The organism is Streptomyces gilvus, assembly GCF_022513565.1.
Taxonomy (GTDB): domain Bacteria; phylum Actinomycetota; class Actinomycetes; order Streptomycetales; family Streptomycetaceae; genus Streptomyces; species Streptomyces gilvus.
This window is the reverse complement of the sequence record NZ_JAKWBE010000001.1, coordinates 58,744-79,320: the sequence shown is the minus strand read 5'-3', so window position 1 is coordinate 79,320 and position 20,577 is coordinate 58,744. Positions and strand designations below refer to the sequence as shown.

The following is a 20,577-nucleotide window of genomic DNA, read 5'->3' as shown; positions in this document are numbered from 1 at the left end:
AACGCCCGGTAGGCGCGTTCGGGCAGCCCTTCTCACCGGCGACCGCACGAACCCGCCCACCACCGGAGAAGAGCAGGTCACCGTCAGCTCCGCCCCTTGCGCAGGAAGGTCCGCAGGCGGCGTTCCGGCCAGGTGTTGATCACGTCGTCGGGGGTGAGCCAGCCGCGTTGGGCCGTGCCGATGCCGTAGCGCATGGTGGCGAGGTGCGGGACGGCGTGGGCGTCGCTGTTCACGGCGAAGCGCACGCCGTGGCGGCGGGCCCGCAGGATGTCCTCGTCGCGCAGGTCGAGACGGTCCGGGTGGGCGTTGACCTCCAGGGCGGTGCCGGTGCGGGCGCAGGCGGCGAAGACCGCGTCGAGGTCGGCGTCGATGCCGGGGCGCCTGCCGAGGACGCGGGTGGTGGGGTGCCCGATGATGTTGACGTACGGGTTCTCGCAGGCCCGGACGAGACGGCGGGTCAGGGCGTCGCGGGACTGGTTGAAGTGCGAGTGGACGGACGCCACGCACAGGTCGAACCCGGCGAGGAAGTCGTCCGGCCAGTCCACCTCCCCGTCGGGCCCGATGTTCAGCTCGGTGCCGTGCAGCAGGCGCAGCCCGCCGCGCCGGCCCCGGGTCGGGTAGGCGCCGTCGAGTTCCCGCACCCGGGCCCGCTGGGCCAGCATCCGCTCGTCGGTCATGCGCTGCATGGCCATGTCGGGCGCGTGGTCGGTGATCGCGTAGTAGGCGTAGCCGCGCGCGGCGGCCGCCTCGGCCATCTCCTCCAGCGGGGCGAGTCCGTCGGTGAGGTCGGTGTGGGTGTGCAGGTCGCCCCGGAGGTCGGACTCGACGACCAGGGCGGGCAGTTCGCCGCGCAGCCCGGCCTCGATCTCGCCGCGGTCCTCGCGCAGGGTCGGCGGGATCCAGGGCAGTCCGAGGCGGGCGTACACCTCCTCCTCGGTCTCGGAGACGATCTTCTCGCCGGTCTCGACGTCGAAGAGGCCGTACTCGGAGAGCTTCAGCTTGTGGTGGACGGCCCGCTCACGGGTGCGGATGTTGTGCGCCTTGGAGCCGGTGAAGTACTGCAGCGCCGCGCCCCAGGAGTCGGGCGGGACCACGCGCAGATCGACGTTCAGGCCCTTGGTGGTGCGCACGGACGTCTTCTTCTCGCCCGTACCGATCACCTCCGTGACGTACGGCAGCCGGGTGAAGGCCCGCATGATCGGCGCCGGCTTCGTCGAGGCGGCGAGGATGTCGATGTCGCCGATGGTCTCGCGAACCCGCCGCAGCGAGCCGGCGTAGGCGCACCGTTCGCAGCCCGGCACCTCGGAGAGCGCGCCGACGACGTCCTCCGCCAGGTCCATGGCGACGTCGAGTTGGACACGGCCGCCGGAGGACCGCAGCAGCTCGATGCCGTGCAGGATGTTCTCCTCGGTCCTCGGCCCGAAGCCCTTCAGGTCGCGCAGCCGCTCCTGGTGGATGGCCTCGGCGAGTTCCTCGACCGAGGAGATGCCGAGTTCCTCGTAGACCGTAAGGGCCTTCTTCGGGCCGAGCGTGGGGATGGCCGTCAGGCGCCGGACCCCTGCGGGGATCTTCGCCCGCAGTTCCTCCACCGCCGGGACGCTGCCGGTGCCGAAGTACTCCAGGACCTTCTGGGCGATCGACTTCCCGACGTTCGGGATCTCCTGCAGGCCCTTGAGGTCGAGGCCGGCGACGTCGGCGTGGTGACCGCCGACCGCGCGCGCCGCCTTCTCGTAGACGCGTGCCCTGAACGCGTCTCCGCCGGTGATGGAGATGAGGTCGGCGTACTCCTGGAGCAGCGCGGCGACCTCGTCGTTGGACCGGGCCACCACCTCAGAGTACTTGACAGCACCGCACCGACACATGCAGCCTTCCATTAAGCAGAAATGAACTTCCGCAATACGGAATTATCAACCGCGGAACCATCCCGACTCGGAAGGGGCGCCGACCCGCATGGGATTCGCAGACCAGCGCTTCAACCTCAACCTGTCGATCCTCTTCACGGAACTCCCGCTGCTTCAGCGCCCCGCGGCCGCCGCCGCGGCCGGCTTCGGCGCCGTCGAGCTGTGGTGGCCCTGGGTCGAGACCCCCACGCCCGAGCGGTCCGAGCTGGACGCCCTGCGCCACGCGATCGAGGACGCCGGCGTCCGGCTCACCGGTCTGAACTTCTACGCCGGTCGGCTGCCGGGCCCCGACCGCGGCGCCCTGTCGGTCCCGGGCGAGGAGTCGGAGCGGTTCCGCGCCAACATCGAGGTGGCCGCCGACTTCGCCCACTCGCTCGGCGCCACGGCGCTCAACGCCCTCTACGGCAACCGCGTCGAGGGCGTCGACCCCGCCGAGCAGGACGCGCTGGCGCTCGAGAACCTGGTCCTAGCGGCGCGGGCGGCCGACCGGATCGGCGCGATCCTGCTGATCGAGGCGCTCAACAAGCCCGAGTCGCCGCTGTATCCGCTGGTGTCGGCCCCGGCCGCGGTCGGCGTCGTCGACCAGGTGAACCGGGCTACGGGCCTGGACAACGCGCGCTTCCTGATGGACCTCTACCACCTGTCCATGAACGGCGAGGACCTGCCGGCGGTGATCGACGAGTTCGCCCCGGTGACCGGCCACGTCCAGATCGCCGACAACCCCGGCCGCGGTGCGCCCGGAACGGGTTCGCTGCCGCTGGAGGACCTCCTCGGCCGGCTGAAGAAGGCCGGCTACGACGGCTGGGTGGGCCTGGAGTACAAGCCGGGCGACCGTCCGAGCTCCGAGGCCTTCGACTGGCTGTCCCGCTGACCCCCTGCACTGAGAGGCACCCGCATGAGCAAGCTCCCCAAGATCGCCTGGATAGGCCTCGGCATCATGGGCTCCCCGATGTCCGAGAACCTGATCAAGGCGGGTTACGACGTCACCGGCTTCACCCTGGAGCAGGACAAGCTGGACCGCCTGGCCGCCGCCGGCGGCACCCCGGCGCGCTCCGTCGCCGAGGCCGTCCGCGAGGCCGACGTGATCATCACGATGGTGCCCGCGTCACCGCAGGTCGAGGCGATCGCGTACGGCCCCGACGGCATCCTGGACAACGCCCGCTCCGGCGCCCTCCTGATCGACATGTCCTCGATCACCCCGCAGACCTCCGTCGACCTCGCGAAGGCCGCCCGGGACAAGGGCGTCCGCGTGCTCGACGCCCCCGTCTCCGGCGGTGAGGCCGGCGCCGTGGAGGCCGTGCTGTCCATCATGGTCGGCGGCGAACAGGCGGACTTCGACGCGGCGAGGCCGCTCTTCGAGGCGCTGGGGAAGACCGTCGTGCTGTGCGGTCCGCACGGCTCGGGCCAGACGGTGAAGGCCGCCAACCAGCTGATCGTCGCCGTCAACATCCAGGCGTGCGCCGAGGCCGTGGTCTTCCTGGAGAAGTCCGGCGTGGACCTGAAGGCCGCGCTGGACGTCCTCGGCGGCGGCCTCGCCGGGTCGACCGTGCTGGCCCGGAAGAAGGACAACTTCCTCGGCCGCGACTTCAAGCCGGGCTTCCGGATCGACCTGCACCACAAGGACATGGGCATCGTCACGGACGCGGCCCGCACCGTCGGCGCCGCGCTCCCGGTCGGTGCCGTGGTCGCCCAACTCGTCGCGAGCCTGCGGGCCCAGGGCGACGGCGGCCTGGACCACTCGGCCCTGCTGCGGGGCGTGGAGCGCCTCTCCGGCGCCCAGGCCTGACCCCCGACTTCCGGTCCGCGGCGGCGCCGACATCAGTCCTGTCGCGCCCAGGCGCCGCCGCGGACCGGAAACCAAGCACGGCAATGAGAACCACAGACGGCCCGCGGCCGTCGGACGGCCCGGATGAGGGGTGGCCGGCCGGCGGCGCGGGCGAGGCGAGGACCGCGGCGGTGTGCGAGCCAGTGCGGTGGTGAAGGGACCGGAACCTCCTTCTACGACCTGAGGGAAGGAGCCCCCGGCCCGTCGCACCCACCGCCGTCCCGGCCACCCGTAAGGCGCCGGATGCGGAACCGATCCGCATCCGGCGCCTCCCGCCGTTCCGGGTGCGGAGCCTCCCGCCGTTCCGGGTGCGGAGCCCTCGCTTCCGCAGGAGTCTGAAGGCATGGCACATCCGACGGAGCATCCGCATGTCGTGGTCCACGCGCCGGCCCTGGACGGCTCGCGGCGGGTCACGGAGGGCGACAGGACGCTGGGCATCGCCACGCACGTGGACGACGTGTCCGAGATCCTGCGGCTGGCCGACCTCTACGTCACGGACGTCGAGGGAAGCGAGCTCATCGAGTGGCAGGGCGGCGGCCCCGAGGACTGGCCGGGGCTGTCCGAGCACCACGAACTGACGTGACCACGTACGTACGCCCGGGGACGTAGGACGGCTACGCAAACCTCAAATCCAGCTCTGAACATCGGTCAACTGGCTTCAACCGCCCGTCCCCGAGGGCATATTCACGAAGCCTGGGACCCGCCGACACGGGGGCGGCGGGCCCCGGACACCGCGAAGGGCGGCTCACCCCGACTGGGATGAGCCGCCCTTTGTGCGGGAGTGCCTCAGACCTTCAGCGTCCTGATCGAGGTCGGCGCGTGCCCCGGCTCGGTCGCGATCTCCTCGAACTCGACGACGTTGCCGATGTCGTTGGTGGTGGACATGGAGATGTTGGTGACCCGCTCCAGGATCGCCTCCACCACCACCGGGACCCGGTACTCCTCGGCGAGCTTCTTGGCCTGCTCGAAGGCCGCGCCCAGCTCCGCCGGGTCGGTCACCCGGATCGCCTTGCAGCCCAGGCCCTCGGCGACCTTGACGTGGTCGACGCCGTAGACGCCCAGTTCGGGCGAGTTGACGTTCTCGAACTCCAGCTTCACCTGGAAGTCGATGTCGAACGCCCGCTGCGCCTGACGGATCAGGCCCAGATAGGAGTTGTTGACCAGGACATGGACGTACGGGATCCGGTGCTGCGCCCCGACCGCCAGTTCCTCGATCATGAACTGGAAGTCGTAGTCACCGGAGAGGGCCACGACGGGCGCCCCGGGGTCGGCCTTGGCCACGCCGAGCGCCGCCGGGATCGTCCAGCCCAGGGGGCCCGCCTGGCCGCAGTTGATCCAGTGGCGGGGCCGGTAGACGTGCAGCATCTGGGCGCCGGCGATCTGGGAGAGGCCGATCGTGGAGACGTACCGGGTGTCCGGGCCGAAGGCCTTGTTCATCTCCTCGTAGACGCGCTGCGGCTTGATCGGGATGTCGTCGAAGTGCGTACGGCGCTGGAGGGTCGCCTTCCTCTCCTGGGCCGCGGCCGCCCACGCGCTGCGGTCCGGCAGTGTGCCCGCCGCCCTCGACTCGCGTGCCACCTGGACGAACAGCTCCAGCGCGGCCTTGGCGTCGGAGGCGATGCCGTAGTCGGGCGGGAAGATCCTGCCGATCTGCGTCGGCTCGATGTCGACGTGGACGAAGGTGCGGCCGGCCGTGTAGACGTCCAGCCGGCCGGTGTGGCGGTTGGCCCAGCGGTTGCCGATGCCGAGGACGAAGTCCGATTCAAGGAAGGTCGCGTTGCCGTAGCGGTGGGAGGTCTGCAGGCCGACCATGCCCGCGTTCAGCTCGTGGTCGTCGGGCAGCACGCCCCAGCCCATCAGCGTCGGCACGACCGGGGTGCCGGTCAACTCGGCGAACTCGACGAGGAGTTCGCAGGCGTCCGCGTTGATGACGCCGCCGCCCGCCACGATCAGCGGGCGCTCGGCGGCGCTCAGCAGGCCGACCGCCTTCTCGATCTGGGCGCGGGTCGCGGCCGGCTTGTAGACCGGGAGGGGCTCGTACGTCTCCGGGTCGAACTCGATCTCCGTGAGCTGCACGTCGATCGGCAGGTCGATCAGGACCGGCCCGGGGCGGCCGGAGCGCATGAGGTGGAAGGCCTGCTGGAAGACGCCCGGGACCTGGGCGGCCTCCAGCACGGTGACCGCCATCTTCGTGACCGGAGCGGCGATCGAGGCGATGTCGACGGCCTGGAAGTCCTCCTTGTGGATCACGGCGGTCGGTGCCTGGCCCGTGACGCACAGGATCGGGACGGAGTCGCCGATGGCCGAGTAGAGCCCGGTGATCATGTCGGTGCCGGCCGGACCGGACGTGCCGACGCAGACGCCGATGTTGCCCGGGCGGGTCCGCGTGTAGCCCTCGGCCATGTGGGAGGCGCCCTCGACATGACGGGCGAGGGTGTGGGTGATGCCGCCGGAGGCCTTGAGAGCCGCGTAGAAGGGGTTGATCGCCGCGCCCGGCACCCCGAACGCGTCGCTGACGCCCTCGCGCTTGAGGATCTCAACTGCCGCACGGGCGGCGGTCATTCGTGCCATCGAGTACTCCTGCCTCGGCTGTCGGATTCGCACTCCCGTCGCGCCCCGCGGCGAGTCTTCCGTACTTCCGTATAGTGGAAACTAACTTCTACTATCTGGAAGCAATGTAGGTGGGGGCGGGAAGGCCGTCAAGGGAAGGCCGTCAAGGGAGGGGCGTCAAGGGAGGGCCGGACCGGGGCGGACGAAAAAAGGACGCCACCGGGACAGAGGTCCCGGTGGCGTCCCGCATCGGCGTCGCGTCTCAGACGCCGTACTTCTCCCGCAGCTCCACCTTCCGCACCTTCCCCGACACCGTCATCGGGAAGGAGTCCAGGATCTGCAGCCTGCTGGGCACCTTGTAGTGCGCCAGCCGGCCCTCGCAGAAGGCGCGCACCTCCTCCAGGGTCGGCGGGTCGGCGGGGTCGCGGGGGATGACGCAGGCCAGGACCTCCTCGCCGTACGTCTCGTGCGGCACGCCCACGACCTGGACGTCCTGGATCTTCGGGTGGCCGTAGAGGAACTCCTCGATCTCGCGCGGGTAGATGTTCTCGCCGCCCCGGATGACCATGTCCTTGATGCGGCCGACGATCTCGACGTAGCCGTCCTCGCGCATCGTCGCCAGGTCGCCGGTGTGCATCCAGCGGCCGGGGTCGACGGCCTCGGCGGTCTTCTCGGGCTCGTTCCAGTAGCCGAGCATCACGCTGTAGCCGCGGGTGCACAACTCGCCCGCGGCGCCCCGGGGCTGGGTCACGCCGGTGGCCGGGTCGACGATCTTCACCTCGATGTGCGGCAGGACGCGGCCGACCGTGCCCGTGCGGTGCTCCAGGTCGTCCTCCATCCTGGTCTGCAGCGAGACCGGTGACGTCTCCGTCATGCCGTAGCAGATGGAGACCTGTTCCATGTGCATCTCGGCGACCACCCGCTTCATCACCTCCACCGGACAGGGCGAGCCCGCCATGATGCCGGTGCGCAGGGAGGTGAGGTCGTAGTCGGCGAAGTCGGGGAGGTTCAGCTCGGCGATGAACATGGTCGGGACGCCGTAGAGGGAGGTGCAGCGCTCCTGCTGGACCGCCTCCAGGGTCGCCCGCGGGTCGAAGGAGGGGGCGGGGATGACCATGCAGGCGCCGTGCGAGGTGGCGGCCAGGTTGCCCATCACCATGCCGAAGCAGTGGTAGAAGGGCACCGGGATGCAGATCCGGTCCTGCTCGGTGTAGGCGATCGACTCGCCCACGAAATAACCGTTGTTGAGGATGTTGTGGTGCGAGAGGGTGGCCCCCTTCGGGAAGCCGGTCGTGCCCGAGGTGTACTGGATGTTGATGGGGTCGTCGCAGGACAGTTCCGCGTACGCGGCGTCGGGGGTGGCCCGCCGCAGGAACGCGTCCCAGGTCGGGTCGCCGATGTACACCGTCTCCCGCAACTGCGGGCATCTGCCCCGGACTTCCTCGACCATCGCGCGGTAGTCGCTGCTCTTGTGGCTGAGCGAGGCGAACAGCAGGCAGACACCGGACTGGCCCAGAACGAACTCCACCTCGTGCGTCCGGTAGGCCGGGTTGATGTTCACCATGACGGCGCCGACGCGGGCGGTGGCGTACTGCACCAGCACCCACTCGGGGCAGTTGACCGCCCAGATGCCCACCCGGTCGCCCTTGACGACCCCGCTCGCCACCAGGGCGCGCGCCAACTCGTCGACGTCGGCGGCGAATTCGGCGTAGGTCCAGCGCCGCCCCGACGGCACGTCGACCAGCGCCTCGCGGTCCGGCCGGCTCGCCGCGGCCCGGTCCAGGTTGGCCCCGATGGTGTCACCGAGCAGGGCGGTGGTGCCCGTCCCGTGCGTGTACGACAGCTGCGCGCTCACCGGAAGTCCTCCTCGCGGTACTCGGCGTCCGACCCGGCCGCAGTGGCCTCGCGCAGCTCGATGCGGCGGATCTTGCCGGAGACGGTCTTGGGCAGGGGCGCGAACTCCAGACGGCGGATGCGCTTGTAGGGGGCGAGGACCTCGCGGGAGTGCTCGAAGAGCACCTTCGCGGTGTCGGGGCCCGGCTGCCAGCCCTCGGCGAGCACGACGTAGGCCTTGGGCACCGCGAGACGCAGCTCGTCGGGGGCGGGCACGACGGCGGCCTCGGCCACCGCCTCGTGCTCCAGCAGCGCGCTCTCCAGCTCGAAGGGGCTGATCTTGTAGTCGGAGGCCTTGAAGACGTCGTCGCTGCGGCCGATGTAGGTGAGGTATCCGTCCTCGTCGCGCGCGGCGACGTCCCCCGTCCGGTAGTAGCCGCCGCCCATCGCCTCGGCCGTGCGGTCCGGGTCGCCGTGGTAGCCGGTCATCAGGCCGACGGGCCGGGCCGACAGGTCCAGGGCGATCTCGCCCTCGGTGGCGCCGGGCGCCCCGGTCACCGGGTCGAGGAGCTCCACCTTGTAGCCCGGGCTCGGCCGGCCCATCGAGCCGGTCTTGAGCCGCTGGCCGGGGCTGTTGGCGACCTGCACGGCCGTCTCGGTCTGCCCGAAGCCGTCCCGGACGGTGACGCCCCAGGCGCGCCGGACCTGCTCGATGACCTCGGGGTTCAGCGGCTCCCCCGCGGCCACGACCTCGCGCGGCCTGGTGCGCAGCTGGGTGAGGTCGGCCTGGATGAGCATGCGCCACACGGTCGGCGGGGCGCAGAAGGTGGTGACGCCCGCGCGGTCCATCTCGGCCATCAGCCGGGCCGCGTCGAAGCGCGTGTAGTTGTGGATGAAGACGGTCGCCTCCGCGTTCCACGGGGCGAACAGGTTGGACCAGGCGTGCTTGGCCCAGCCGGGCGAGGAGATGTTGAGATGCACGTCCCCGGGCCTCAGGCCGATCCAGTACATGGTGGCCAGGTGCCCGATCGGGTACGAGGTGTGGGTGTGCTCGACCAGCTTGGGGCGGGCGGTGGTGCCCGAGGTGAAGTACAGCATCAGCGGGTCGTCGGCGAGGGTGGGCCCGTCGGGCAGGAACTCGGCGGGGGCGGCGTAGGCGTCCTCGTAGGGCTCCCAGCCCTCCTCGGGCAGTCCGCCGACACAGATGCGGGTGTAGGCGCCGGGCACGTCGTCGAACTTGGCGGTGTCCCCCGCCCGTACGACCACGTGCTTGACCCGGCCCCGGTCCACGCGGTCGCGCAGGTCGGCGGGGCCGAGCAGCGGGGTGGCCGGGATGACCACGGCCCGCAGCTTCATCGCGGCGAGGGCCGTCTCCCACAGCTCGACCTGGTTGCCGAGCATGACGAGGACGCGGTCCTCGGCGGCGACTCCCCGGTCGCGCAGCCAGTTGGCCACCCGGTCCGAGCGTTCGGACATCTCCGCGAAGGTGACGCGGACCTCGGTGCCGTCCTCCTCGACGATGTGCAGGGCGGGCCGGTCGTTGCCGTCGGCGATGACGTCGAACCAGTCGAGCGCCCAGTTGAAGCGCTCGGGCCGGGGCCAGCCGAACCCCTCGTATGCCTGCGCGTAGTCCTCGCGGTGCGCGAGCAGGAAGTCCCGCGCCCTCCGGAACTCCTCCGTGGCCGTCGTCATCGTGCGTCCTCCCTTTCTGGTGCCCCTCTGACCGGACCATTGCCGGGCGGCTCTCTGCCATCGTGTAATCCGTGATGCAGGTCTCACTACCCCCGTACGGGGGTGTGCGCTGCACAGAAAGGGCGAGCAGGTGACGGCGGACGCGAGCGGAGCGGTCGAGATACGGAACGCGCTGGTGCGGCTGCGGCGCACGACCGGGCTCCCGGTCGCCTTCGGCGGGCTGGTGGAGCCCGGGCGCCGGCACGTGCGCATCAGCGAACTCAGCGGCGCCGCCACGAGCGCGCTGAGCGGCCTGCCGGTGACCTCCGGCAACGGCCTCGGCGGCCGGGCGGTCGCCCTCGCCCGCCCCTGCGCCGTGACGGACTACTCCTCGTCGCGGCAGATCAGCCACGAGTACGACGTCCCCGTCGCCGCCGAGGGTCTGCGCTCGGTGCTGGCGGTCCCGGTGGTGGTACGGCGCCGGGTGCGCGGTGTGCTGTACGGCGCCCTGCGCACGGCCCAGCCGCTCGGCGGCCGCACGCTGGACGCGGCGATGGAGGCGGCCCGGGACGTGGAGCAGACGCTGGTCGTGCGGGAGGAGGTGCGCGAGCTCGTCGCGGCGGCCGCCGGTGCGCCGCCCGCCGCCGACCTGGCACCCGGTTCCGCCTGGGAGCAGGTCCGGGAGGCGCACGCGGCGCTGCGCGCCCTGGCCCCGCGGATCGCGGACCCGGCGCTGCGGGAGGAGCTGCTGGCGGCGTGCGCGCTGCTGACGCCTCGGACATCGCGGCCAGGCGTCCGGCTGGCCCCCCGTGAGCTGGACGTCCTCGCCTGTCTCGCGGCCGGGGTGACCAACGCCGTCGCGTCCGAGCGGCTGGGGCTGCGGCCGGAGACGGTGAAGAGCTATCTGCGCTCGGCGATGCGCAAGCTGGGCGCGCACACCCGGGGGGAGGCGGTCGCCGCGGCCCGCCGGACGGGGCTGCTGCCGTAGGGCCTGTTGCGAAAGTCCCGCCTGCCCCGCGACGCCCGGCCCGCGGCAACCGTCTCGACAAGCGGCTATTCATTACGCGATGCTTTGAATTTCCGTATGCTGCACCCTTGTTATGTCCCTCACCACCAGGTCCGTCCGAATTTCAAAGAGACGTTGCCTAGAATTTGGTCCGGACACGACACCCGGAGGGGAGCGGTAACCGTGCGACGGGACTTCAAGGAGCCTGCCAGAAGCCGCCCCGACCTGGTCATCGGCAGGGAGGAGCCGTTCGGCGCGGCGCGCGAGCAGCTCGCCCGGGGCGGCAGTGTGCTGCTTCACGGCCCCGCCGGAATAGGAAAGTCGACCGTCCTGCGGGCATTGGCATCCGAATATGGGACACCGGCCACGACCGTGTTGCGCTGCTCGGCGACCGAGTCCGAATCCCATCTCCCCTTCCTGGCCCTCGCGGACCTGCTCGGCCTGGTCCTCGACAAGGTCTCCGACGCGCTGCCGCCCGCCCAGCGCACGGCACTGGAGTCCGCGCTCACCGGCCGCGGCGAGTCCACCCTCCAGCGCGACGGCCTCGCCCTGCGCCTGGCCGTGCTCTCCGCCCTGCGCACCCTGGCCGCCGAGGGGCCCGTCCTGATCGTCGCCGACGACCTGCAGTGGCTGGACTCGGCCAGCGCCGAACTCCTCGGCTTCGCCGCCCGCCGCCTCGGCGACACCCCGGTGCGGATGCTGTGCGCGGTGCGCACCGAGGGCCAGGAGTACGACCGCTTCCTGCGCGCCTCGCCGCCCGACACCCTCGCCGTACGGCTCGGCGCCCTCTCCCGCGCCCAGGTCTCCGCCCTGCTCGACCACCGCGGCTACACCGGCCTGCCCCGCTCCACGGTCCGCGACATCCACCGCACCAGCGGCGGCAACCCGCTCTTCGCGCTGGAACTGGGCCGCGCCCTGGCCGAGAACCCGACCCCGCCCCGGCCGGGCGAGCCGCTGCCGGTGCCCACCTCGCTGCGCGCGCTGGTCCTCAGCCGTCTGGAGATGCTCTCCGACGAGGCCCGCCGCACCCTGCTCGTCGCGAGCGCCGGCGCCCGCCCGACCCTGGCCCTGCTGCACGCGGCCGGCCGGGAGAACGCCGAGGCCGAGACGGCCCAGGCGGCCGAACTGGGGCTGCTGGCGACGGAGCCCGAGGGACCCGCCGTACGGTTCGCGCACCCGCTGATCTCCGCCGCGCTCTACGCGGAGGCGCCGGCGCAGGAGCGGCGGGCCGCGCACGCCGCGCTGTCGACGGCGGCCTCGGACCCGATCGAGCGGGCCCGGCATCTCGCGCTCGCGACCACGGGCGCCGACCCGGAGGCGGCGGCCCGGCTCGCGGAGGCCGCCGCGCTCGCCCGGGACCGCGGCGCCCCCTCGGCGGCCGCCTCGCTGGGCCTGCTGGCCGCCCGGCACACCCCGGCCGACGGCGATCCCGGCCCGGACGAGCGCAGGCTGCGGGCCGCCGAGGACGCGATCATCGCCGGTGAGGTGGATCTCGCCCGGGACATCGCCCGGGACGTGCTGACCCGGGCCACCGCGCCCGCCGACCGGGTGCGGGCCTGGATGGTGGTGATCGAGTCGGCCGGGCAGGCGCTCGGCGACGTCGACACCGTCTACCCGCAGGCGCTCGCCGACGCGGGCTCCGACCCGGGGCTGCTCGCCCTGGTCCACTACCAGCTGGCGTGGCGGGGACTGGTCGTGGAGGGCGACTTCGCCACCGGCCGGGAGGAGGCGGCGCACGCGGCGGAGCTGGCCGCGCGGGCCGGGGACCGGCGCACCGAACTGCTCGCGCTCGCCTTCCAGGGCGAGACCGAGACCCTGATGGGCCATCCGGACGCGCCCGCCACCATCAAGCGCGCCATGAAGGAACCCCAGGACCCGCAGGTCGCCTGCCACCACAACGGCGCCGGGTCCGCCCGCTTCCGCTGGCTGGTCATGAGCGACCAGGTGCCCGAGGCCCGCTCCACCGTCACCTCGCTGCTGCGCCGGGCCCGGCAGCGCGGCATGGTCGAGAGCGAGGTGCACTTCGTGCGCATGCTCGCCGAGACGGAGCTGCGCTCCGGGCACTGCGGACGCGCCCTGGACCTGGCCCGCGAGAGCATGCGGCTGGCCCGCGACTCCGGCATCGGCGAGATCCCCTCCGCGGTGCTCAACTCCCTCGCCGAGGCCTCCGGCGGCGACGCCGACCGGGCGCTGGCCCTGGCCCGCGAGGCACTGGAGCAGGCCGAGCAGGCGGGCGACCAGATGTACGTCTCCCGGGGGCTGACCGCGCTCGGGCACGCCCAGCTGGTCGCCGGGGACGCCGAGGGCGCGGTACGTTCGCTGCGCCGGGTGCGGGAGCTGGAGCACGGGCTCGGCATCACCGACCCGGCCCGCGGCCGCTGGCACGGCGACCTCGCCGAGGCCCTGGTGCGCATCGGCGAGGTCGACGAGGCGCGCGAACTGGTCGCCGGGGCGCGCGAGCACGCGCTGCGGCTCGGCCGCGAGAGCGTCCTGGCGGTCCTGGACCGGGCCGAGGCCCTGGTACGGGCCGCACGAGGCGAACACGAGGCCGCGCTCGCCCAGCTGACGCAGGCTCAGGACCGGCTCGCCAAGCTGGGGTACGGCCTGGAGGAGGCACGGGCCGCCTTCGCACTGGCCACCCTGCGCACCCGCCGCGCGGGACCGACGTCGTACGACGAGGCGGCCCGCCTCTTCCGCCGGTGCCGGGCGCTGCCGTGGCTGCGGCAGGTGGAGGCCGCCGCGGCGGCGAACCCGGTGGAACCGAATCCGCCCGTCGCCGCGTCAGAGGGCCTGGAGGGCCTCGCCTCGATGGAGCGTCAGGTCGCCGCGCTCGTCATGGAGGGCGCGACCAACCGCGAGATCGCCGCGCGTCTGTTCATCAGCGTCAAGACGGTCGAGGCGACCCTCACCCGGGTCTACCGCAAGCTCGGCATCCGCTCTCGGGTGGATATTGTCCGACTGGCGGCGGGGCGCCGTACGAAGTGAGGTTTGTCCGGGTTTACTAGGGGTCGACCGAGGGTTTTCCCTGCCCAACTCCCCTAGGGGGTTCCCTCATTGGGGTGAGGGTGCGCCCGGTTCTAGCGTAAGGGCGTGCCGCTCGCCCGGGCATACGGGGGTCGGTCCCGCGACCCCCGTGCACCAACCCCCACACCCGCGCGATCCCCCACCGGCAACCCCCACAGGAGACTCATGTTCGGGCTCACCCGTGCCAGAAAGACCGTCGCGGTCCTCGCGGCGGGCGCCGCGGCGGTCACCACCGCAGCCCTCGGCGCGCCTTCGGCGGCAGCCGTGCCCCAGCCGATCGTCGGGGGCACGACGACCACCACCACGGCCTACCCGTTCGTCATGCAGATCACGGACGCCTCGCAGAACCAGTTCTGCGGCGGCACCCTCGTCTCGGCCACGAAGGTCGTGACGGCCGCCCACTGCATGGTGGGCGAGACCACGAGCAGCGTCCGCGTCGTCGGCGGCCGCACCTACTTGAACGGCACCAACGGCACCGTCAGCAAGGTCAGCAGGATCTGGATCAACCCGTCCTACACCGACGCCACCAACGGCGACGACGTGGCCGTGCTGACCCTGTCGACGTCGATGCCGTACACCACGGCGAAGTACGTCTCCTCCTCGGACACGGGCGTGTACGCGGCCGGCACCACCGCGCGCATCCTGGGCTGGGGTACCACCTCGGAGAACGGCAGCTCCTCCAACCAGCTGCGGACCGCGACCGTCCCGATCGTGTCCGACTCCAGCTGCAAGAGCTCCTACGGTTCGGACTACGTCCAGTCCGACATGGTTTGCGCCGGATACACCTCCGGCGGCACAGACACCTGCCAGGGCGACAGCGGCGGTCCCCTGCTCATCGGGGGCGTCCTGGCAGGGATCACTTCTTGGGGCGAGGGTTGCGCGGAAGCGGGGTACCCGGGTGTCTACACCCGGCTGACCACCTTCTCCAGCCTGGTGACCGCGCAGGTCACCTCGTAGCCCCGAGAGCTTCCTGAGCATCCCTCAGGAGAGTGACCAGGGGGCGTTGCGAGCTACCACGAGCAGCTCGCAACGCCCCCTATCCACGTGTGCGCTACTTGTCGGCGGTGAGCTTCCCGGCGGCGCCCCAGCTGTCCGCGGGGACCTCGTGGATCCACACCTGCGCGGTCTCGGCCGGGATCCGGTAGGCGTCCACGAAGGCGTCGGTGACCCGCTTGACGAGGTCCCGCTTGAGCTCGATGTCGCGCGGGCCCTGCTGGACGGTGACGATCGGCATGGCCGAACTCTGATCCCCATTGCCATCGGCCTGGTCACGGGCACCCTGTGGGGGCTGACCGCCTCGGCCGCCCGCACCTGGTTCGCGCGCTGGGACCGCCGGCTGTCGATGATCGGCGGCGCGGGCGGCTTCGCGATGATCGGCCTGGGGGTGACGGTGGCCGTGACCGGGCGGGCCGACTGAGGCTCACCCGATCACGGTCCCGAACCGGATGTCGTACGGGGTCCCCGGGTACAGGACGCCGAGCATGCGCTCCCCCTCCGCCGTGAGGTCCGCCCGCTGGGCCCTGGTGAGGCTGCCGAAGGGTTCGATGACGAGGGCGTCCCGCTCCGGCTTCCACACGCCCGCCAGGAAGCCGTCGACGAGGAACGTGCGGTGCACGAGGTTCCCCACCCAGCTGCGGCCCCAGTACGCGGGCGGCACCACGCGGGTGCGGTCGACGTGGGAGAGGAGCAGGTTGTCGAACTCGGGGAGGAAGCGGGGCGGGGCGGGGGTGTCCTCGTCGGGGCGCGGGGCGCCCGGGAGGTCGAACAGTTCGACGCCGCCCTCGTCGCGGAAGGTGAGCAGCCGCGGGCGCAGCCGCTCGAAGGGCTCGCGCAGGCGGGTCAGGCCGGCCCAGGTCTGCATGTCCTTCACCGACGCGGGACCGAAGGCGGCGAGGTAGCGCAGGACGACGTCCTCCGGCGCGGGGGCGGGTTCGGCGGGGCGGCCGAGCCAGTGCTCGGCGGTGGTGAGGGCGACCTGGCCGCTTCGTCCCCACAGCCCGCGCGGGGTGACCTGGACCAGCGGCAGCCGGCACCGCGCGGCGATGCCGAGGGCCTGCGGGTCGGCGTCCGGCCACTCGGCGTACAGGGCCTCACGCAACTGCTTCATCGTGCGCGGCGCCTCCTCGACGAGCTCCCGGGCCACGGCCGCGAGGCGGTCGAGGTCGACGCCCGGCAGTCCCTTGCGGAAGGTGGTCAGCTCGCGGTCGCGGGCGGGCTGGACCAGGGGGCGCAGGGTGAGGCAGTCGTCGGCGGTGTGGGTGTGGATGGTCGAGCGCAGGGTGACGATGCGGACGACCTCGCGCTCCGCCATCAGCCGCGACAGTTCCTCGGGGGCGAAGCCCTCCAGGCGGGCGGCGAGGGCGAGGTAGGGTGGCTTGACGTTCTGCGCCTGGAGGCCGACGACATGCTCGACGGCGGCCCGCGCGGACAGCGGTGAGCGTCGCAGCAGGAGCTGCCGGTCCAGGGTCGCGCGGTTCAGGGCGCGGGTGCCGAGCACGGGAGCGGCGGCTGTCGTCTTCGTCATGTACGGCACGCTAACGCCGCTCGCGGACACCCTCTGTCCGCAACTCTCACCTAATCCCGGACGCACACGCACTCCCGGCGTCGTTTTGCCCCGTATATCCTGCTCCGGATCACGCAGCCGCAGGTTCGACTCCGGAGGCAGCCGCATGTCCGAGCGACGCGCCCGTCCGGCCGCCGGGAACGCCAAGAACGCCAGGAACTCCATGAGGTCCGTGTGGCGGCGCGCGCTGACGCCTCCGCAGCCGCCCGCGGCCGGCACCACCGCGCCGCCGCCTCAGGCGGGGCCCGCCGAGCAGTCGGAGGTGGCCAGTGTCGTCCAGGCCGCCCTGTACCGCGACGGGGTGCGCATCTCCTCCCCCGCCACGCTCGCCGAAACCTTTCGCGAGCTGCGTGAGGAGCCGTCCGGGATGGCCTGGATCGGCCTCGCCCGCCCGACGGACGGCGAACTGCTCTCCCTGGCCGCCGAGTTCGACCTCCACCCGCTGTCGGTCGAGGACGCGCTGGAGGCCCATCAGCGGCCCAAGCTGGAGCGCTACGGCGACACGCTGTTCGTGGTGCTGCGCGCCGCCCGCTATCTGGACGCCCCCGAGGAGGTCGACTTCGGCGAGCTGCACGTCTTCGTCGGCCCCGACTTCGTCATCACCGTCCGGCACGGCGCCGCCCCCGACCTCTCGGCGGTCCGCCGCCGCATGGAGGAGACACCGGAGCTGCTGAAGCTGGGCCCGGAGGCGGTCCTGTACGCCATCCTCGACGCCGTGGTCGACGGGTACGCGCCCGTCGTCGCCGGCGTGCAGAACGACATCGACGAGATCGAGACGGAGGTCTTCCGCGGCGACCCGGAGGTCTCCCGCCGTATCTACGAACTCTCCCGCGAGATGGTCGAGTTCCAGCGCGCCACCCGCCCGCTGGTCGGCATGCTGCACGGTCTGATCGCCGGCTTCTCCAAGTACGAGACCGACGAGGAGCTCCAGCGCCACCTCCGTGACGTCGCCGACCACGTCACCCACATCAGCGAGCGGGTGGACAGCTTCCGCCAGGCCCTCACCGAGATCCTCACGGTGAACGCGACCCTGGTCACCCAGCAGCAGAACGCGGAGATGCGGGCGCTGGCGGAAGCGGGCTTCGAGCAGAACGAGGAGATCAAGAAGATCTCGTCATGGGCGGCCATCCTGTTCGCCCCGACGCTGGTCGGGACGATCTACGGGATGAACTTCACGCACATGCCGGAGCTGCACTGGCTGCTCGGCTACCCCTTCGCGATCGGACTGATGGGCGTGGTCTGCGTCAGCCTGTACGTGATCTTCAAGCACCGCGACTGGCTCTAGCGGCGGGTCACTTGTGGCCGTCGGAGCGGCGGCGGTGGAGGGTGAAGGTCTCGAAGACCGACAGCTCTCCGTGCGGCTTGTTGACGTTGTAGTACGTCACGTGCATGCGCGTGGTGTCACCGGGGTGCCGGCCGGGGTCCACGGTGAACGCGGCGAAGCCGTAGGGGTGGTCGAGGTCGCGGACGCCGGTCCAGACGGCCTGCTCCTTGGTGTACGTGGCGGTGCGCTTGCCGTTGGGGCCGGGGCTCGCGGACACCGCGGTGATGACCTTGGCGGTGCCGTCCTTGAAGAAGTTCTGGTTGGTGGTGCCGGAGACGCCTCCGCCGCCCAGGATCATGTGGACGGTGCCCAGGCCCGCGTCGATGTCGTCGGTGGCCTGGGAGACCGGGTTGGGGGTGAGCGTCTCACTGCCGGTGACGACTCCGCGCACGGCGAGGGAGCGCTCGTAGTTGTGCTCGTGGCCGCACAGCACGAGGTCCACGCCGTACTTGTCGAACAGCGGGCCGTACTTCTGCCGCAGGCCGAGGTCGGCGCCGTTGGCGTCGGAGGAGCTGATCATGACCTGGTGCATGGCGACGACGACCCAGTCGATGTCGCGGGAGGACCGGGCCGCCTTCAGCTCCTTTTCCAGGAAGGCGAGCTGGCGGCCGCCGGAGTAGCCGCTGATGTAGACGTCGCCGCCGTCCTGCAGACAGTTGTCGTCGTTCTGCAGCACGATGACCCGCACCGAGCCGGCCGTGAACGCGTACCACAGGCCCGCGAGTTCGGGGTCGGTCTCGGTGGACGGCAGGTCGAAGTAGGTCTGGTAGGCACCGAGTCCGATCGGGCCGTTGGCCTTCTCGATCTCGTGGTTGCCGGCCGCCGGCATCCAGGGGCGGAAGCGCGCCGAACGGGTGTTGTTGGTGAAGAAGTTGTTCCAGGTCCGCACCCGGTCGACGTCCAGGTTGGCGTAGCACAGGTCGCCGTTGAGCAGGTGGAAGAGCGGTGCGACCTGCTCGACGCCGGTGACGATGTCCTTGGTGGCGGGGGTGGAGTTGGCGTCCAGCGCCACCGTGCCGTTGGCCGCCCAGGTCACCTGCGGCGCGGACTGGTCGCCGAAGCTGGTGAAGGTGAACGGCCGGCGTCCGCTGGGGGCGGTGCGGAAGGTGCCGCTGTCGGGCGTCGTGCCCTCGTGGGTGGCGAGGTAGAGGTAGTCGGTGTCCGGGCGCAGCCCGGTCAGCGAGGCGTGGTGGACGTGGACGGTGCGGTTGGAGGTGCCGTCGACGTAGGTGACGGTGCGGGCCTTGGCCTTGGAGCCGAAGCCGTGCTCCAGCGTGCCGTAGTGGACGACGGGTCCGGTGACCGGTCTGTCTGTGATCCACGACACCGTCATCTGGGTGCGTGGGTCCGCCCCGAAGGTGAGGTGCAGGCCCTGGACCGGCGGCGCGCCGGTGGAGTCGGCGGTGAGGTGGAGGGCCGGGGCGGAAAGCGGCGCGGCCTGCGCCGGGCCGGCCCCCAGCAGCGGGGCGGCGGCCGCGCCGGCCCCCGCCGTGCCGAGCAGGCCCAGCGCGTGACGCCGGCTGACCCCCTCGGAAGACTTCGCCGACCCGTCCGGCGTGCTGACCTGTGTGGTCATGGTCCCCTCCCTGGCAAGCGGTTGAGCTGACAACGACCGCACCCTGGCGCGCTCCGGCGGCACTTGAGTGAACGCCGTGTGGCCAGTGGGTCGTCATGCGCCGCGTGTCGCGCCGCCAGGCGCGTTTCTTTCCGCCGTCTTTGCCGGAGCCCGCCCCGCCGTTGACCCGCCCGCTCCGCCGTCTCTCCTACGGCCGCCCCGCCACACCGGCGTACGTCCCTCGCGGCCCCCAGCCTCGAGGAGCGCCGCCGCTGAACCGGCTCTCGGCGCCGCTCCAGTTGCCGACCAGAGCCGAGCGGCTGTCCGCTCGCCGGACACAGCGGGTGCTGGAAAAGTCCGGCTGCTCAGTGGAGGAGCGGCGGATGCCGACCCTGCTGACCGAGCACGGGCAGCGATTCCGGCGGGCGGCACGGAGGGTGCCCGGGGAAGTGGGTGACGCTGCCGGGTCACGCGTTCGTGTGAGCCGGGGTCCGCGGACTGGCCGTTCCGGTGCCGGTACGAGCGGGACGGGTGGCCGCTGGGCTGCGGACGGTGTGGAGGGTGGGGGGCTGGAGGGGCGCGTGGCGGTTAGATCTCGGTGGGGCCGGGGCACTCGACGGGCAGCCCCCGCCGCCGAGGAGGGACGACCGTGTCCACCAGCCGACTCCCCGATCACGAACAGCGCGCCCTCGACGAGATGGAGCGCGCGCTCAGCCGCGACCGTCGTCTGGAGCGGCGGCTGCGCACCTTCCGTCCGAGCCGCCGCCCCGACCTGGCGCGGCTCGCCGCCCACCGCCCGCGGCTGTGGACGGTCGCCTTCCTCCTGCTGGTGTCGATCGGGCTGATGGTCGCCGGGATCGTCACCTCCGAGCCCGCCGTGATCTGGGCCTTCGCCGGTGTCTGGCCGGCGGCCCTGTTCGTGTCGTTCCGGCTGCTGTGCCGGCTGACGGAAGGCTGAACGCGGGGGGCGGGGCGGCTTCAGCCGGTGTAGCGGCGCGTGGTGCGCCTCGAAGTGGCCGACCGCCCGGTGCAGCGCGCCGGGTGCCCACCAGGAGTCGTCGCCGCTGAAGGCCACGTACGGGGTGCCGAGGGCGCGGACTCCGTGGTTGCGGGCGAGCGCTCCCCGGTTGCACGGCAGGGTGAGCACCCGCGCCTGCGGGAAGTCCCGGGCCGGCATGGCGCGGGTGCCGTCGGTGGAGGCGTTGTCGGCGACGAGGACGGGGGTCGCTCGGGCAGGGCGAGGAGGTGGCGGAGGGTGCGGGCGAGGGAGGTGCAGCGGTCGCGGGTGGCGGTGACGATGCCGACGCGGGAGTCGGTCATGGGGG

General features: G+C 72.0%; 15 protein-coding genes and 2 pseudogenes. 9 read left to right on the top strand and 8 right to left on the bottom strand.

Features of this window, described 5'->3' with window-relative positions:
- Positions 1-83: 83 nt before the first annotated feature.
- On the bottom strand, positions 84-1,826 hold the full coding sequence (gene polX, locus MKW14_RS00350; protein ID WP_240858018.1) for a DNA polymerase/3'-5' exonuclease PolX: 1,743 nt from the start codon (positions 1,824-1,826) through the stop codon (positions 84-86).
- Positions 1,827-1,950: 124 nt separating this feature from the next.
- On the opposite strand from polX, the gene MKW14_RS00345 reads away from it, so the two are divergent.
- The 3 genes from MKW14_RS00345 to MKW14_RS00335 all read left to right on the top strand — a co-directional run bounded on the left by MKW14_RS00345 (position 1,951) and on the right by MKW14_RS00335 (position 4,309).
- Positions 1,951-2,772 carry a TIM barrel protein gene (locus MKW14_RS00345; RefSeq protein ID WP_240858017.1) on the top strand — a complete coding sequence of 274 codons (822 nt, stop codon included), beginning with the start codon at positions 1,951-1,953 and terminating at the stop codon, positions 2,770-2,772.
- Between the two features lie 24 nt (positions 2,773-2,796).
- On the top strand, positions 2,797-3,687 hold the full coding sequence (locus MKW14_RS00340) for a 2-hydroxy-3-oxopropionate reductase (protein ID WP_240858016.1): 891 nt from the start codon (positions 2,797-2,799) through the stop codon (positions 3,685-3,687).
- A 382-nt stretch (positions 3,688-4,069) separates the two neighbouring features.
- Positions 4,070-4,309, top strand: a complete 240-nt coding sequence (locus MKW14_RS00335) for a hypothetical protein (protein ID WP_165954738.1) — start codon at positions 4,070-4,072, stop codon at positions 4,307-4,309.
- Positions 4,310-4,512: 203 nt separating this feature from the next.
- Here the strand turns inward: MKW14_RS00335 and gcl are convergent, their stop codons facing one another.
- The 3 genes from gcl to MKW14_RS00320 form a co-directional block, all read right to left on the bottom strand.
- The gene (gene gcl, locus MKW14_RS00330; RefSeq protein WP_240858015.1) at positions 4,513-6,297 is read right to left on the bottom strand and encodes a glyoxylate carboligase; all 1,785 of its coding nucleotides are present in this window, start codon (positions 6,295-6,297) and stop codon (positions 4,513-4,515) included.
- Positions 6,298-6,538: 241 nt separating this feature from the next.
- Entirely contained in the window at positions 6,539-8,131 is a 1,593-nt protein-coding gene (locus MKW14_RS00325) for an AMP-binding protein (RefSeq protein WP_240858013.1), read from the bottom strand.
- Entirely contained in the window at positions 8,128-9,801 is a 1,674-nt protein-coding gene (locus tag MKW14_RS00320; protein WP_240858012.1) for an AMP-binding protein, read from the bottom strand. Before MKW14_RS00320 ends, MKW14_RS00325 begins: the two co-directional genes overlap by 4 nt.
- 109 nt (positions 9,802-9,910) lie before the next feature.
- On the opposite strand from MKW14_RS00320, the gene MKW14_RS00315 reads away from it, so the two are divergent.
- From MKW14_RS00315 to MKW14_RS00305, 3 genes are all read left to right on the top strand, one after another.
- Positions 9,911-10,768: a helix-turn-helix transcriptional regulator gene (locus tag MKW14_RS00315; RefSeq protein WP_240858884.1), complete on the top strand. Its 858-nt coding sequence runs from the start codon at positions 9,911-9,913 to the stop codon at positions 10,766-10,768.
- Positions 10,769-10,969: 201 nt separating this feature from the next.
- Positions 10,970-13,771 carry a helix-turn-helix transcriptional regulator gene (locus MKW14_RS00310; RefSeq protein WP_240858011.1) on the top strand — a complete coding sequence of 934 codons (2,802 nt, stop codon included), beginning with the start codon at positions 10,970-10,972 and terminating at the stop codon, positions 13,769-13,771.
- A gap of 204 nt (positions 13,772-13,975) precedes the next feature.
- Complete coding sequence (locus tag MKW14_RS00305) at positions 13,976-14,767, top strand: S1 family peptidase (RefSeq protein ID WP_240858010.1); 792 nt, start codon at positions 13,976-13,978, stop codon at positions 14,765-14,767.
- 94 nt (positions 14,768-14,861) lie between these two features.
- On the opposite strand, the gene dmpI is transcribed toward MKW14_RS00305, so the two are convergent.
- Positions 14,862-15,044: a 4-oxalocrotonate tautomerase DmpI gene (gene dmpI / locus MKW14_RS00300; RefSeq protein WP_240858009.1), complete on the bottom strand. Its 183-nt coding sequence runs from the start codon at positions 15,042-15,044 to the stop codon at positions 14,862-14,864.
- Positions 15,045-15,053: 9 nt separating this feature from the next.
- Here dmpI and MKW14_RS00295 point away from each other — a divergent pair.
- A pseudogene (locus MKW14_RS00295) lies at positions 15,054-15,227 on the top strand (LysE family translocator); the annotation flags it as partial.
- A 3-nt stretch (positions 15,228-15,230) separates the two neighbouring features.
- Here the strand turns inward: MKW14_RS00295 and MKW14_RS00290 are convergent.
- Positions 15,231-16,334, bottom strand: coding sequence for a winged helix DNA-binding domain-containing protein (locus MKW14_RS00290; RefSeq protein ID WP_240858008.1), 1,104 nt, complete (start codon positions 16,332-16,334; stop codon positions 15,231-15,233).
- Between the two features lie 145 nt (positions 16,335-16,479).
- On the opposite strand from MKW14_RS00290, the gene MKW14_RS00285 reads away from it, so the two are divergent.
- Positions 16,480-17,658, top strand: a complete 1,179-nt coding sequence (locus tag MKW14_RS00285; RefSeq protein WP_240858007.1) for a magnesium and cobalt transport protein CorA — start codon at positions 16,480-16,482, stop codon at positions 17,656-17,658.
- Between the two features lie 7 nt (positions 17,659-17,665).
- On the opposite strand, the gene MKW14_RS00280 is transcribed toward MKW14_RS00285, so the two are convergent.
- A complete protein-coding gene (locus tag MKW14_RS00280; protein ID WP_240858004.1) occupies positions 17,666-19,273 on the bottom strand; it encodes a purple acid phosphatase family protein in 1,608 nt (535 codons plus the stop codon).
- A gap of 628 nt (positions 19,274-19,901) precedes the next feature.
- Between MKW14_RS00280 and MKW14_RS00275 the strand changes: the two genes are divergently transcribed.
- Positions 19,902-20,210, top strand: coding sequence for a DUF3040 domain-containing protein (locus MKW14_RS00275; RefSeq protein ID WP_240858002.1), 309 nt, complete (start codon positions 19,902-19,904; stop codon positions 20,208-20,210).
- 42 nt (positions 20,211-20,252) lie between these two features.
- Here the strand turns inward: MKW14_RS00275 and MKW14_RS00270 are convergent.
- A pseudogene (locus tag MKW14_RS00270) lies at positions 20,253-20,572 on the bottom strand (glycosyltransferase family 2 protein); the annotation flags it as partial.
- Between the last annotated feature and the right edge of the window lie 5 nt (positions 20,573-20,577).

What these genes read in the sequence shown, in the direction of transcription:
- MKW14_RS00290 (WP_240858008.1), bottom strand. Translation starts at nt 16,334, where the DNA reads ATGACGAAGACGACAGCCGCCGCTCCCGTGCTCGGCACCCGCGCCCTG.
- MKW14_RS00345 (WP_240858017.1), top strand. Translation starts at nt 1,951, where the DNA reads ATGGGATTCGCAGACCAGCGCTTCAACCTCAACCTGTCGATCCTCTTC.
- MKW14_RS00285 (WP_240858007.1), top strand. Translation starts at nt 16,480, where the DNA reads ATGTCCGAGCGACGCGCCCGTCCGGCCGCCGGGAACGCCAAGAACGCC.
- MKW14_RS00335 (WP_165954738.1), top strand. Translation starts at nt 4,070, where the DNA reads ATGGCACATCCGACGGAGCATCCGCATGTCGTGGTCCACGCGCCGGCC.
- MKW14_RS00280 (WP_240858004.1), bottom strand. Translation starts at nt 19,273, where the DNA reads ATGACCACACAGGTCAGCACGCCGGACGGGTCGGCGAAGTCTTCCGAG.
- dmpI (WP_240858009.1), bottom strand. Translation starts at nt 15,044, where the DNA reads ATGCCGATCGTCACCGTCCAGCAGGGCCCGCGCGACATCGAGCTCAAG.
- MKW14_RS00340 (WP_240858016.1), top strand. Translation starts at nt 2,797, where the DNA reads ATGAGCAAGCTCCCCAAGATCGCCTGGATAGGCCTCGGCATCATGGGC.
- MKW14_RS00305 (WP_240858010.1), top strand. Translation starts at nt 13,976, where the DNA reads ATGTTCGGGCTCACCCGTGCCAGAAAGACCGTCGCGGTCCTCGCGGCG.
- MKW14_RS00320 (WP_240858012.1), bottom strand. Translation starts at nt 9,801, where the DNA reads ATGACGACGGCCACGGAGGAGTTCCGGAGGGCGCGGGACTTCCTGCTC.
- gcl (WP_240858015.1), bottom strand. Translation starts at nt 6,297, where the DNA reads ATGGCACGAATGACCGCCGCCCGTGCGGCAGTTGAGATCCTCAAGCGC.